Genomic DNA, 12,837 nt, shown 5'->3' on the forward strand with positions numbered 1-12,837 from the left:
CGGTCAGCCCAGTGCCTGCTCCAGATCGGCGAGCAGGTCGTCGACCGTCTCGATGCCGACAGACAGTCGCACGAGATCGCCGGGAACTTCAAGCGGCGAGCCGGCAGCACTTGCGTGTGTCATCCGACCCGGGTGCTCGATCAGGGACTCCACCCCGCCCAGCGACTCGGCGAGCACGAAGAGCTTGGCCCGGTTGCAGATCTCCACCGCGTGGTCCTCGCCGCCGGCCGCCCGGAAGGAGATCATCCCGCCGAACCGGCGCATCTGCTTGGCGGCCACCTCGTGACCGGGGTGCGAGGGCAGACCCGGGTAGAGCACCTGGGCCACCTTGGCGTGCCCCTCCAGGTATCCGGCGAGGCGCTCGGCGTTGTCGCAGTGCCGGTCCATCCGGACCCCGAGGGTCTTGATGCCGCGCAGGGTGAGCCAGGCGTCGAACGGCCCGTTGATCGCGCCCATGGCGTTCTGGTGGTAGCGCAGCTCCTCGCCGAGCGCGGCGTCGGCGACGACGAGCGCGCCACCCACCACGTCGGAGTGCCCGCCGATGTACTTGGTGGTGGAGTGCACCACCACGTCCGCGCCGTGCGCGATCGGCTGCTGGAGGTAGGGCGAGGCGAAGGTGTTGTCGACCACCAGCAGCGCGCCCGCGTCGTGCGCCACGCCGGCCAGGGCCGCGATGTCGGCGATGCCGAGCAGCGGATTGGTCGGGGTCTCCACCCAGACGATCTTCGTACGGCCCGGTTGCACGGCGGCTCGGACGGCGGCCGGGTCGGAGACCTTGGCCGGGCTGAACTCCAGACCCCACCGCTGGGCGACCCGGGCGAAGAGCCGGTACGTGCCGCCGTACGCGTCGTCCGGGATCACCACGTGGTCGCCGGGCTGGCAGACGGCCCGCAGCAGGGTGTCCTCGGCCGCCAGGCCGCTGGCGAAGGCGAGCCCGACCGGCCCGCCCTCGAGCGCGGCCAGGCACTCCTGGAGCGCGTCGCGGGTCGGGTTGCCGGAACGGCTGTACTCGTACCCCAGCCGGGGCGCTCCGACGGCGTCCTGGGCGTACGTGCTGGTCTGGTAGATCGGTGGGATCACCGCGCCGGTGCGGGCCTCAGGGTCCTGACCGGCGTGGATGGCGAGCGTCTCGAAGCCGTGGTTCATTCTGGTGAGGCTAGTGCCCCGCCCGGCGGTGTGGGGCGTGGCCGGCCAGCGGGCATAGCCTGGGCCGATGAGCGGGTGCGTCTTCTGCGCGATCGTGGCCGGCGAGGTGCCGGCGTTCCGGGTGACCGACGAGCCGGACGGGGTGGCGTTCCTGGACACCCGACCGGTCTTCGCGGGGCACGTGCTGGTGGTCCCCCGCGTGCACCTGGTGACCCTCGCCGAACTGCCGGCGGACCTGCTGCCGGGCTACTTCGCGCTGGTCCAGCGGATCGCGGTGGCGGTGGAGACCGGTTTGGGCGCCGGTGGGACGTTCGTGGCGATGAACAACAAGGTGTCGCAGTCCGTGCCGCACCTGCACACCCACGTGGTGCCCCGGACCAGGGGGGACGGGCTGCGCGGGTTCTTCTGGCCACGTACCCGCTATCCGGGCGATCAGGACGCCCGGGACATCGCGGCCCGGGTGGCCGGCGCGCTGCCACCCCCGCCACGGCCCACGGCCTGACTGCCGTCCGGGCGGGTAAGGAACGTGGGCCCGCCGGCGTTGCATGCGGCAGAGGTACGAGAGGAGTTCCATCGTGTTCCTTCGCCAGTCCAAGGCTGAGCTGCCCACCCCTGACCAGGCCCTGCCGGGCCGCCCGATCGCGATGCCGGTCGCCGACCGGCACGAGGTGCTGGGCACCCCGCTGAAGGGCCCCTACCCGGAGGGCCTCCAGGTCGCCGTCTTCGGCATGGGCTGTTTCTGGGGCGCCGAGCGGCTGTTCTGGACGCTGCCGGGGGTGTTCACCACCTCCGCCGGCTACGCGGGTGGCATCACCAAGAACCCGACGTACGAGGAGACCTGCTCCGGCCGCACCGGGCACGCCGAGGTCGTCCAGGTGGTGTACGACCCGAGCAAGATCGCTTATGAGGACCTGCTGAAGGTCTTCTGGGAGAACCACGACCCGACCCAGGGCATGCGCCAGGGCAACGACGTGGGCACCCAGTACCGGTCGGCGATCTACACGACCACCGACGAGCAGCGGGCCGTCGCGGAGTCGTCCCGGGACGCGTTCCAGCCGATCGTGACGCGCGCCGGCAAGGGCGAGATCACCACGGAGATCGCCCCGCTCGGCAGCTACTACTTCGCCGAGGACTACCACCAGCAGTATTTGGCGCCAACGAAGAACCCGAACGGGTACTGCAACCACGGCCCGAACGGGCTGAGCTGCCCGGTGGGCGTGGCGCGTACCGCCGGCTGACCACCGCACGACCCGCACGACACCGATGCCCGGCCGCCGCGAGGCGGCCGGGCATTCCCGTCCGGCCGTGTGATCGAAATCCGTTGCCGAGCCCGGCGGGGACTCGATAGCGTGGCGGTACACGTGAAGGGAGGTGGTCCAGACTTGTATAGCAATCGGACTCGTGAGGTGGCTGTCCGCTAGCCGCTGTCCTCGACAGTGAACGGCCCGCCGCGAGGCGGGCACAGGCAACAACGTCGAGACCGTGTGGCAGCGGTGCGGCGAATCCAAGGCAGCCACCCGACCCCCGGGGCGCCGGCCCAGTCCAGCCGGCCCACGCGAGAGCGTGGAGAACCCCGGGGGTCGCTTTATCTACCGGGCCGGTCAGCTCAGCCGGAGGAGAGCACCGTGTCGATGCGCGAGCTGGTGGTGCTCGGGACGGCCAGTCAGGCGCCGACCCGGCGGCGCAACCACAACGGGTACGTCCTGCGCTGGGACGACGAGGTGATCCTCTTCGACCCGGGCGAGGGCAGCCAGCGTCAGCTCCTGCACACCACGGTCACGGCCACCGACCTGACCCGGATCTGCGTCACCCACTTCCACGGCGATCACTGCCTCGGCCTGCCCGGCACCATCCAGCGACTCTCCCTGGACCGGGTGGCGCACCCGGTCGCCGTGCACTTTCCGGCCGGCGGCTCCGAATACTTCGCCCGGCTGCGGCACGCTACCTCCTTCTACGAGACGGCCGAGCTGCGGGTCGAGCCGATCGAGGCCGACGGGCAGCGGATCACCCTGGGCTGCGGCACGCTGGAGGCCCGCCGGCTGCGGCACCCCATCGAGACGTACGGCTACCGCCTGGTCGAGCCGGACGGCTGCCGGATGCTGCCGGAGAAGCTGTCCGCGTACGGCATCGCCGGGCCGGCCGTCGGCGAGCTGATCCGGGTCGGGCACCTCGACCTCGACGGGCGCCGCGTCACCCGCGACGAGGTGAGCGTGCCCCGGCCGGGGCAGCGGTTCGCCTTCGTGATGGACACCGGCCTCTGCGACGGCGTGTACGCCCTCGCCGAGCACGCCGACCTGCTGGTCATCGAGTCGACGTTCCTGGAGTCGGAGGCCGCGCTCGCCGCCGAGGTCGGCCACCTGACCGCGGCGCAGGCCGCGCGGGTGGCGACCGAGTCCGGGGTACGCCGGCTGGTGCTCACCCACTTCTCGCAGCGCTACCCCGACCCGCGCCGATTCCACGACGAGGCGCGCGCGCACTTCGACGGCGAGCTGATCATCGCCGAGGATCTGACCACCGTGCAGCTCCCGCCACGCCGGGTAGCCTCGGCCGGGTGACCGTCACGCTCCGCCCCGCCACCGGTGACGACCTGATGGGGGTGGGTGCCCTGCACCAGCGCTCCCGGGTCGCCACGTACTCGTCCTTCCTGCCCGTGGAGGCGCTGGCCGACCCGACGCCGGAGGCGATGGGGCGGTACTGGAGCGAGCGGTGGACCTGGGAGCGGGACACCCACCGGCTGACCGTGGCGGAGCGCGCCGGCACGCTGGTCGGGTTCAGCCACCTCGGCCCGGACGACGAGGACGACCCGGCGACCGGCCTGCTCAACGCCATCCACCTGGACCCCGCGGAGCAGGGGCGGGGCATCGGCCGCACGTTGATGGTCGACGCGCTGGACGCCATGCGTGCCCGGGGCTGGCGGCGGGCGGCGCTCTGGGTGCTCCGGGACAACGCCCACGCCCGCGCCTTCTACCAGCGCGGCGGCTGGACCCCGGAGGGCACCGAACGCGAGGAGCACATCGGGACCGCCCTCACCCTCCAACTCCGCTACGTCCGCCCACTGGCGGTGTAGACGAGGTCCCCGTCGGTCGATGTTCGCTGTCGGCGGATCGGGGCATGCCGGCGCGGCAGGTGGTGTTGCCGGGTGCATGGACACCGATCACACCAGGTCCGGCCCGGCCGAGGAGGCCGCGCTGGATGCGTACTCCCAGGTGGTCACGACCGTGGCGGCCCGGGTGCTGCCCAGCGTGGCCGCCCTGTCGGTGCGGACCGCGCGCGGAGCCGGCGCCGGCTCCGCGGTCACCGTGGGCACCGACGGCCTGCTACTGACCAGCGCACACGTGGTGCAGGGCGCCGCCGGCGGCTCGGCGGCGTTCGGCGACGGCACCGAGACGACGTTCCGGGTGGTCGGCGCCGACCCGCTCTCCGACCTCGCCGTGCTGCGGGTGGACGAGACCACCGTGCCACCGGTGGAGCTGGGCGACGCCGACGCACTGCGGATCGGCCAGCTCGTGGTGGCCGTGGGCAACCCGATGGGGCTCGCCGGTTCGGTCACCGCCGGCGTGGTCTCCGGGCTCGGCCGGTCGCTGCCCGCCCGCGACGGGCGGGTCACCCGGCTGATCGAGGACGTGATCCAGACCGACGCCGCGCTCAACCCGGGCAACTCCGGCGGCGCGCTGGCCGACTCCGCCGGGCGGGTGATCGGGGTGAACACCGCCGTCGCCGGCTACGGGCTGGGGCTGGCGGTGCCGATCAACGCCACCACCCGGCAGATCATCGCCGAGTTGACCACCGCCGGCCGGGTCCGGCGGGCCTGGCTCGGCGTGGCGGGCGTACCGGTTCCGCTGCCACCCGAGGTGACCGCGCGTACCGGTCAGCGCCGCGGGCTGCGCGTGGTGGAGGTGGTGCCGGGCAGCCCGGCCGGCGTGGCCGGGATCTACCTGGGCGACGTCATCCTCAGCGCCGGCGGACGAGCCGTCGCCGACGGGCAGGGATTGCAGCGGTTGATGCTCGGCCCGGCCATCGGCGCCCGCCTGCCGGTGACCGTGTTGCGCAAGGGCGCGTTCGTCGACGTCGTCGCGGTCCCCACCGAGCTGCGGGCCTGACACTCCCGGCCGCGCGAGCACATGTGGGTGCCCGGCGGCCGGGAGCGGGCCGTTCCTGACGGCCTAGCGGGCGCCGAGGTGGGCCAGGAGGTCCTGACGGGTCAGGACGCCCTTGGGCTTGCCGTCGACCAGGACCAGGGCGGCGTCGGACTTCTCGAGCAGGCCGACGGCCTCGCTGACCGGCTGGCCACCACCGATCATCGGCAGCGGGTCGCCCATGTGCCGCTCGATGGTGTCGTGCAGGTGCGCCTGGCCGGTGAACAGCGCGTCGAGCAGGTCCCGCTCCGCGATGGAACCGGCCACCTCGCCGGTCACCACCGGCGGCTCGGCCTTGAGCACCGGCAGCTGCGAGACGCCGTACTCGCGCATGTAGTCGATCGCGTCGCGGACCGTCTCGGTCGGGTGGACGTGCACCAGCTCGGGCAGCCCGCCCGGCTTGCTGGCCAGCGCGTCGCCGACCGTCGGCTCGGTGCCGGAGTTGTCGAGGAAGCCGTAGCGGGCCATCCACGAGTCGTTGAAGATCTTGGAGAGGTAGCCGCGGCCGCCGTCCGGCAGCAACACGACCACCACGTCGTCCGGGCCGGCCCGGCGGGCCACCTCCAGGGCGGCGACCACCGCCATCCCGCAGGAGCCGCCGACCAGCAGCCCCTCCTCGCGGGCCAGCCGCCGGGTCATCTCGAAGGACGCCTTGTCGGAGACCTCGACGATCTCGTCGGCGACGCCCCGGTCGTACGTCTCCGGCCAGAAGTCCTCGCCCACGCCCTCCACCAGGTACGGCCGGCCGGTGCCGCCGGAGTAGACCGAGCCCTCCGGGTCGGCCCCGATGATCCGCACCCGACCCTCGGAGGCCTCCTTGAGGTAGCGGCCGATGCCGGAGATGGTGCCGCCGGTGCCGACGCCCGTCACGAAGTGGGTGAGCCCGCCCTCGGTCTGCTTCCACAGCTCCGGGCCGGTCGTCTCGTAGTGCGAGCGGGGGTTGGCCGGGTTGCTGTACTGGTTGGGCTTCCAGGCGCCGGGAATCTCCCGGGTCAGCCGGTCGGAGACGTTGTAGTACGAGCGCGGGTCCTCCGGGGCGACGGCGGTCGGGCAGACCACCACCTCGGCGCCGTACGCCCGGAGCACGTCCTGCTTGTCCTGGCTGACCTTGTCGGGGCAGACGAAGACGCACTTGTAGCCCTTGAGCTGGGCCACCAGGGCCAGCCCGACGCCGGTGTTGCCACTGGTCGGCTCGACGATGGTGCCGCCGGCCTTGAGCAGGCCGGCGGCCTCGGCGTCCTCCACCATCCGCAGGGCGATCCGGTCCTTCACCGAGCCGCCGGGGTTGACGTACTCGACCTTGGCGAGCACGGTGGCCTGGATGCCCTCGGTGACGTTACGCAGACGTACCAGCGGGGTGTTGCCGATCATGTCGACGACGTTGTCGTAGTACTGCACGGTGTGCCCTTCGTTGCGGCGCCGGCGACGGCGGCCGGGCAGACGTTTCCTCGCCGCCCAGGGTACGTGCCGTCAGGGCACCAGCCCCCCGGGGATGACAGAGCTGCGACGGGCTTCCCACTCCAGGAACCGGTCGGTCTCGGCGAGCACGCTCCCGGCCAGCCAGGTGATCATGACCGCGTCGTCGGCCAGCCCGAAGATCGCCAGCGGGATCTCCGGCAGCAGGTCGATCGGCGAGACGATGTACGCCGTCGCCGCGGTCATCAGGGCCAGCCGTAGGCCGCCGTCGTACTCCCCCCGGGCGGTGGCCCGGATCATCCGCGGCAGCGCCGCCAACCGGGCGCCCAGCGACGGCCCGCCGCGGGCCCCCGCTGCCAGTGCCCGGGCCAGGGCCGTGAACGCCGCGCTGCGCTTCAGTGTCTTCCCCATCGTCGCGCTCCTCTCCGCCGGATCAGCGTGGCGGGTCGGCGCAAGTCGGCCGGCCTCCCCCGGACAGGTACCCCGTCGCGTCGGTTTCCAGGCACGCGGGAGCCGGCACGACGACAGCGGCGTGTCGGGCCGGCGAGATAATGTCGCGGTATGGGGGTGGCTGGTTCCGTCGCACCGGTTGGTCCGCGCGGGAGGCACGCCTGGCGGGTCGTCCGCCTGGCGGCCATCGGCACGGGCGCCACCGCGGCGGCCGCGATCGCGACCGGCGGGGTGCTGCTCGGTCAGGCCCGCCAGGCCCGGCGCACCATTCCGATGGCCGAGGCGCCACCGCCGCGCTGCGACGGGGTGTACGGCGCGAAGTTCCCCGGCCCCGCGCTCACCATGGTCGTGCTCGGCGACTCGTCGGCGGCCGGTTACGGGGTGCACCGCCGCCGGGAGACGCCTGGCGCGCTGCTCGCCACCGGCCTGTCCCGCCGGCTGCACCGTCCGGTGCGGCTGCACCGTTTCGCGGTCGTCGGGGCCATCTCCGCGGTGCTCCGGCACCAGGTGGAGGCGGCGTTGGAGCGCCAGCCCGACATCGCGGTGATCCTCATCGGTGGCAACGACATCACCAACCGCACACCGCGCGGGCTGGCCGTGCGCTACCTGGTCGAGGCGGTGCACACGCTGCGGGACGCCGGTTGCGAGGTGGTCGTCGGCACCTGCCCCGACCTGGGCGCGATCCGGCCGATCCAGCCCCCGCTGCGCTGGCTGGCGCACCGGTGGAGCCGACAGCTCGCCGCCGCCCAGACGGTGGCCGTGGTCGAGGCGGGCGGTTGGACGGTCTCCCTCGGTGACCTGCTCGGTCCCCGGTTCGCCGCCGAACCGCACCGGATGTTCGCCTGGGACCGGTTCCACCCGTCCGCCGAGGGGTACGCGATGGCCGCCGCCGCGCTGCTGCCGACGATGCTCTCCGCGCTCGGCGCGGGGCACGAACGACGGGTCACACCGACGGCGGGCGAGGGCGTACGGTCGCTGCCGGAGGCCGCGCAGGAGGCGGCCCGGCACGCCGGCACCGAGGTCAGTGGCACCCAGGTCCGGGGCCACGACCGGGGGCCGGCCGGTCGGTGGGCGCAACTGCGCCGACGGGCGTTCTTCGGTGTCGGCGCGGTGCCGCAGGGCGGGTCCGCCGCTGACACCTCGACAGTGGAGGGGCTGGCATGAACGAGCGCAGCGAGCGGGACGTGACGGCCGGTTTCCCGGGTCAGCTCGGGCGGGCGGCGGCGATCTCGCTGCTCGCCGGCGCCGTGGGCGGTGCCGTCGTCCTGGCCGGTGAGGCGTTCGCCGCCCGGCACCGGCGCTACGCCCAGCCGGAGCTGGGGCTGGCGCTGAGGGCCACGATCGGTCGGGCTGGTGCCCCGCCGCTGCGGCTGGTGCTGCTCGGCGACTCGTCGGCGTTGGGCGTGGGCGTCGACCGGCTCGACGACACGATCGGTGGGCAGTTGGCCAACCTGCTCGCCGAGGGGCCGACCGGCCGGCGGGTGCACCTGTCCAGTGTCGGAGTCTCCGGTTCCCGCTCCACCGATCTGACCACCCAGGTGGCTCGGGCCCTGCTCGGCGAGCGGCCCGACGTCGCGCTGATCCTGATCGGGGCGAACGACGCCACCGGGCTGCGCCGGCCCGGCGACGCGGCGGCGTATCTGGGCGCGGCGGTGCACCGGCTGCGCGAGGCGCGGGTCGAGGTGGTGGTGGGCACCTGCCCGGACCTCGGCGCCGTCCGCGCCATCGCGCCCCCGCTGCGGCAGTTGGTCGGCTGGTCGGGGCGGCGGATGGCCCGCGCCCAGACCACGGCGGTGCTGGATGCCGGCGGCGCGGTGGTGGACCTGGCCACCGAGACCGGGCCGGTGTTCCGGGCCGACGCGGGGACGCTCTGCCACGACGGCTTCCACCCCTCCGCCGACGGCTACCGGGTGTGGGCGCACGCCCTGCTGCCCGCCGTCGCGGCCGCGGCGGCGGTGGCCTCCCGGCGCTAGATCCACCCGCCGCGGGGTGACATTTCCCGCCGTGCCCGCTTCTTCCGCGCCAAGTTACCGGCGGGTTAACGTGGATGCATGCCGATTGAGTCGTCCCGCGACGCCGTCATCGTCGCCACCGCCCGCTCCCCCATCGGCCGGGCGCACAAGGGGTCCCTGCGCGACGTCCGCTCCGACGACCTCGCCGCGACCATCGTCCAGGCCGCCCTGGACAAGATCCCCCAGCTCGACCCGACCACCATCGACGACCTCTACCTCGGGTGCGGCCTGCCCGGTGGCGAGCAGGGCTTCAACATGGGCCGGGTGGTGGCCACCCTGCTCGGGCTGGACACCGTGCCCGGCGCAACGCTGACCCGCTACTGCGCCTCCTCGCTGCAGACCACCCGGATGGCCATGCACGCGATCCGGGCCGGCGAGGGCGACGTGTTCGTCTCCGCCGGAGTGGAGATGGTCTCCCGGTACGCCCGGGGCAGCTCCGACGGGTTGCCCCCCGAGGCGCAGGCACTGGTCGGCGGCGGCTGGGAGAACCCGCGCTTCGCGCCGGCGGGTGAGCGCTCGAAGCGCCGCGCCCAGGGCGGCGCCGAGGTGTGGACCGACCCGCGCGAGTCCGGGGAGCTGCCGGACATCTACCTGACCATGGGTCAGACCGCCGAGAACCTGGCCCAGGTGCACGACGTCACCCGCGCCGACATGGACGAGTTCGGCGTCCGCAGCCAGAACCTCGCCGAGAAGGCCATCACCGACGGCTTCTGGGCCCGGGAGATCACCCCGGTCACCACGCCGGACGGCACCGTGGTGAGCACCGACGACGGTCCGCGCGCGGGCGTCACCCTGGAGGGCGTGTCCGGCCTCAAGCCGGTGTTCCGCCCGGACGGCCGGATCACGGCGGGCAACTGCTGCCCGCTCAACGACGGCGCCGCCGCCGTGGTGGTGATGAGCGCACAGCGGGCCGAGGAGCTCGGGTTGACCCCGCTGGCCCGGATCGTCTCCACCGGCGTCACCGCCCTGTCACCGGAGATCATGGGTCTCGGCCCGGTCGAGGCGTCCCGGCAGGCGCTGCGGCGGGCCGGCATGACCATCGACGACGTCGACCTGGTCGAGATCAACGAGGCGTTCGCCGCCCAGGTCATCCCGTCCTACCGGCAGCTGGGCATCCCGGAGGAGAAGCTGAACGTGATGGGCGGCGCGATCGCCGTCGGCCACCCGTTCGGCATGAGCGGCGCCCGGATCACCGGCACCCTGCTCAACGCCCTGGAATGGCACGACAAGACCATCGGTCTGGAGACCATGTGCGTCGGTGGCGGCCAGGGCATGGCCATGGTGCTGGAGCGGCTGAGCTGAGCTGAACTCAGAGCGCGCTGCGGGTCGCCGCCACCTCGGCGGCGGCCCGCGCCAGCACCTCGGCGGCCGGCCCGGCGGCGACCAGGTCCGCCGTCACCACCCGCAGTTGGTCGGTCAGCGCCAGGTCGTTGTCCAGCCGGGGCACCACCCGGCGCGGTCCGCCCTCGGCGTCCGCCGCCAGGTTGGCGATCTCCTGAACCAGCCGGTGCACCAGGTCGGCGCGGGACACGTTGCCGGTGGTCGCCACCGCCGCCCAGCGAGGCTGCTGCCAGTGCCCGACCTGACGGACCAGCAGTTGCACGGCCTGCTCCAACTCCGCTGCGCTCATCGCCGCCGAGTCTACGGCCGGCATCAACCGCCGGCCCCCGCGCCGGTCAGCGGCGCAGGTAGCTGAGCAGCCGCAGCAACTGCCAGTAGAGGAACACCAGCCCGGTGAGCAGGCCGAACGCGCTCAGCCACGCGTACCGGCGGGGTCGGCCGTCGCGCACCGACCGCTCGACGAGGTCGAAGTCGAGGATGAAGCTGAGCGCGCCGACGATGATGGCCACGACCGAGAAGGCGTACGGCAGCCAGCCCACCTCCGCGCCGACGCTGTAGACCGCCAGCCCCGGCCGCCCGGAGATCAGGTACGACACCAGGTTGACCACGCTGAGCACTGCGATGCCGAGCAGCGTGCCGATCACCAGCCGGGCCAGCCGGGGCGTCGCCCGGATGATCCGGGCCCGGTAGAGCGCCGCCATGCCGAGGAAGACACCGAACGTGCCGGCCACCGCCTGCACCACGATGCCCGGATAGACCAGCTCGAAGGCGCGGCTGGCCACCCCCAGCAACAGCCCCTGGAGTACGGCGTAACCGACGATCGGCACCGGGTTGGTGATCCCGCGCAGGGAGATGACCAGGACCAGCACGATCGAGGCGAGCGCGCTGCCGGCCAGCGCGGCGGGTACCCAGGCCGCCTCCGGCACCACCGCCCAGGACACCCCGGCCGCCGCGCCGGTGACCAGCAGCAGCCCGACGGTACGGACCACCACGTCGTCGACGCTCATCGGCTCGACGTCGCGGGCGCCCAGCACCCGGGCCTCCAGCCGGCCGGTCTCGTCCAGCCGGTTGAGCACCGGGTTGTTGCTGCGCACCGCCGCCTCCTTCGCCCGCGTACCCCTCGCAGTCACTCTGCCCCGGGCGGACCGGCGACGGCGGGCAAACGGCACGGCCAGCGCAGACGACGGCGCCCGCCACCGCGGAAGCGGGGCGGGCGCCGGTCGGCACTGCGGACGAGATCAGTCGTCGCCCTGGAAGTAGCTCAGCAGGCGCAGGATCTCGATGTACAGCCAGACCAGGCTGACCAGGATGCCGAAGGCGGCCGTCCAGGAGTAGCGCTGCGGCAGGCCCATCCGGACGCCGTCCTCGATCTCCTTGAAGCTGAGCACGAAGCTCAGCGAGGCGACCACGATGCAGACCAGGCTGAAGCCGATGGCCAGCGGGCTGCCGTCGCGCAGGCCGGTGTTGACGCCGAACAGGGCCAGCACCAGGTTGATCAGCATGACCGCGAAGAGACCGGTCATCACCGCGATCATGCCCTTGACGAAGGCCGGGGTGGCCCGGATGACCTTCGCCCGGTAGAGCATCGCCATCAGGAAGAAGATGCCGAAGCTGGCGGCGGCGGCCTGGAGCACGATGCCGTCGTACGCCGACTCGAACGCCTTGCTGACCATGCCGACGAAGACGCCCTCGACGACCGCGTACGTGATGACCAGCGCCGGGTTGGCCATCCGGGAGAACGAGATGATCAGGCCGAGCACCAGGCCGACGACCGCCGCGCCGATCCAGGCGGCACCGACCAGCGCGTCGGGCACGAGCACCCAGGCGGCCGCGGCGGAGATGCCGAGGATGCCGAGCAGGGCGACGGTCTTGACCACCACGTCGTCGACGGTCATGGGCGCCACGGTCGGCGGCGCAGCCGGGTAACCGGCCTGGGACGGGTACTGCTGCGGAATGCCGGGCTGTCCGTACGGCCCGGTCGGTGCGTACCCGGCGGAGCGCTCCCGCTCGGCCGCCTGGCCGAGCCGGGCGAGCACCGGGTTCGAGGTCTTCACTGTCTGGCCTCCCTCAGGGGGTCGTTTGCACGTGAACGTGCCCTCCAAGAGTAAACGGCTCAGCCAAGTCGTGGTGATCACGAATGAGAATGCGGGCCGGTGCCGGCTGTGCCCGGGGCGGGGGTCGAACCCGCACGCCTTTCGGCAGCCGCTTTTAAGGCGGCCGTGTCTGCCGTTCCACCACCCGGGCGGGTGGCACCGGCGCGCCGACACGCACGGTGCAGTGTCACCGTAGCCGGTCGGCGGCGACCCGGCGTACCCCGCCAGCCTGGCCGCACTAGG

Annotated in this window: 13 protein-coding genes, 1 tRNA gene and 1 pseudogene; 8 read left to right on the forward strand and 7 right to left on the reverse strand. The window is 73.1% G+C overall.

What is annotated here, in order from left to right; genetic code table 11:
- Nucleotides 1-3: 3 nt before the first annotated feature.
- Entirely contained in the window at nt 4-1,146 is a 1,143-nt protein-coding gene (locus tag DKT68_RS27435) for a cystathionine gamma-synthase (protein ID WP_109820276.1), read from the reverse strand.
- Nucleotides 1,147-1,213: 67 nt separating this feature from the next.
- Between DKT68_RS27435 and DKT68_RS27440 the strand changes: the two genes are divergently transcribed.
- From DKT68_RS27440 to DKT68_RS27460, 5 genes are all read left to right on the forward strand, one after another.
- On the forward strand, nt 1,214-1,648 hold the full coding sequence (locus DKT68_RS27440; protein ID WP_109820277.1) for an HIT family protein: 435 nt from the start codon (nt 1,214-1,216) through the stop codon (nt 1,646-1,648).
- A 73-nt stretch (nt 1,649-1,721) separates the two neighbouring features.
- Entirely contained in the window at nt 1,722-2,384 is a 663-nt protein-coding gene (gene msrA, locus DKT68_RS27445) for a peptide-methionine (S)-S-oxide reductase MsrA (protein WP_109820278.1), read from the forward strand.
- 387 nt (nt 2,385-2,771) lie between these two features.
- The gene (locus tag DKT68_RS27450) at nt 2,772-3,701 is read left to right on the forward strand and encodes a ribonuclease Z (protein ID WP_109820279.1); all 930 of its coding nucleotides are present in this window, start codon (nt 2,772-2,774) and stop codon (nt 3,699-3,701) included.
- Entirely contained in the window at nt 3,698-4,213 is a 516-nt protein-coding gene (locus DKT68_RS27455; RefSeq protein ID WP_109820280.1) for a GNAT family N-acetyltransferase, read from the forward strand. The genes DKT68_RS27450 and DKT68_RS27455 overlap by 4 nt, the downstream gene beginning before the upstream one ends.
- Nucleotides 4,214-4,289: 76 nt before the next feature.
- Nucleotides 4,290-5,246, forward strand: coding sequence for a S1C family serine protease (locus tag DKT68_RS27460; protein WP_109820281.1), 957 nt, complete (start codon nt 4,290-4,292; stop codon nt 5,244-5,246).
- Between the two features lie 63 nt (nt 5,247-5,309).
- Here the strand turns inward: DKT68_RS27460 and DKT68_RS27465 are convergent, their stop codons facing one another.
- Nucleotides 5,310-6,680 (reverse strand): cystathionine beta-synthase, encoded by a 1,371-nt coding sequence (locus tag DKT68_RS27465; RefSeq protein ID WP_109820282.1) that lies wholly within the window; start codon nt 6,678-6,680, stop codon nt 5,310-5,312.
- A 72-nt stretch (nt 6,681-6,752) separates the two neighbouring features.
- Complete coding sequence (locus DKT68_RS27470) at nt 6,753-7,109, reverse strand: YkvA family protein (RefSeq protein ID WP_109820283.1); 357 nt, start codon at nt 7,107-7,109, stop codon at nt 6,753-6,755.
- Between the two features lie 150 nt (nt 7,110-7,259).
- Between DKT68_RS27470 and DKT68_RS27475 the strand changes: the two are divergent.
- The 3 genes and pseudogenes from DKT68_RS27475 to DKT68_RS27485 all read left to right on the forward strand — a co-directional run.
- Nucleotides 7,260-8,326: pseudogene (locus tag DKT68_RS27475) on the forward strand (SGNH/GDSL hydrolase family protein); the annotation flags it as partial.
- Nucleotides 8,309-9,121 carry an SGNH/GDSL hydrolase family protein gene (locus tag DKT68_RS27480; protein WP_109820285.1) on the forward strand — a complete coding sequence of 271 codons (813 nt, stop codon included), beginning with the start codon at nt 8,309-8,311 and terminating at the stop codon, nt 9,119-9,121. The pseudogene DKT68_RS27475 and the gene DKT68_RS27480, both read left to right, overlap by 18 nt.
- A 78-nt stretch (nt 9,122-9,199) precedes the next feature.
- Complete coding sequence (locus tag DKT68_RS27485) at nt 9,200-10,462, forward strand: acetyl-CoA C-acetyltransferase (RefSeq protein ID WP_109820286.1); 1,263 nt, start codon at nt 9,200-9,202, stop codon at nt 10,460-10,462.
- Between the two features lie 7 nt (nt 10,463-10,469).
- On the opposite strand, the gene DKT68_RS27490 is transcribed toward DKT68_RS27485, so the two are convergent.
- From DKT68_RS27490 to DKT68_RS27505, 4 genes are all read right to left on the reverse strand, one after another.
- Nucleotides 10,470-10,790 carry a hypothetical protein gene (locus DKT68_RS27490; protein ID WP_109820287.1) on the reverse strand — a complete coding sequence of 107 codons (321 nt, stop codon included), beginning with the start codon at nt 10,788-10,790 and terminating at the stop codon, nt 10,470-10,472.
- Between the two features lie 46 nt (nt 10,791-10,836).
- Complete coding sequence (locus tag DKT68_RS27495) at nt 10,837-11,595, reverse strand: Bax inhibitor-1/YccA family protein (protein WP_109820288.1); 759 nt, start codon at nt 11,593-11,595, stop codon at nt 10,837-10,839.
- A gap of 144 nt (nt 11,596-11,739) precedes the next feature.
- A complete protein-coding gene (locus tag DKT68_RS27500; protein ID WP_109820289.1) occupies nt 11,740-12,555 on the reverse strand; it encodes a Bax inhibitor-1/YccA family protein in 816 nt (271 codons plus the stop codon).
- Nucleotides 12,556-12,664: 109 nt separating this feature from the next.
- Nucleotides 12,665-12,745, reverse strand: a tRNA-Leu gene (locus DKT68_RS27505).
- Nucleotides 12,746-12,837 lie beyond the last annotated feature (92 nt).

Origin of the sequence: Micromonospora acroterricola, assembly GCF_003172955.1 — a bacterium.
In the GTDB taxonomy this organism is placed as follows: domain Bacteria; phylum Actinomycetota; class Actinomycetes; order Mycobacteriales; family Micromonosporaceae; genus Micromonospora; species Micromonospora acroterricola.

Coding starts and splice junctions, on each gene's coding strand:
- DKT68_RS27435 (WP_109820276.1), bottom strand. CDS start 1,146: ATGAACCACGGCTTCGAGACGCTCGCCATCCACGCCGGTCAGGACCCT.
- DKT68_RS27440 (WP_109820277.1), top strand. CDS start 1,214: ATGAGCGGGTGCGTCTTCTGCGCGATCGTGGCCGGCGAGGTGCCGGCG.
- DKT68_RS27460 (WP_109820281.1), top strand. CDS start 4,290: ATGGACACCGATCACACCAGGTCCGGCCCGGCCGAGGAGGCCGCGCTG.
- DKT68_RS27470 (WP_109820283.1), bottom strand. CDS start 7,109: ATGGGGAAGACACTGAAGCGCAGCGCGGCGTTCACGGCCCTGGCCCGG.
- DKT68_RS27480 (WP_109820285.1), top strand. CDS start 8,309: ATGAACGAGCGCAGCGAGCGGGACGTGACGGCCGGTTTCCCGGGTCAG.
- DKT68_RS27485 (WP_109820286.1), top strand. CDS start 9,200: ATGCCGATTGAGTCGTCCCGCGACGCCGTCATCGTCGCCACCGCCCGC.
- DKT68_RS27490 (WP_109820287.1), bottom strand. CDS start 10,790: ATGAGCGCAGCGGAGTTGGAGCAGGCCGTGCAACTGCTGGTCCGTCAG.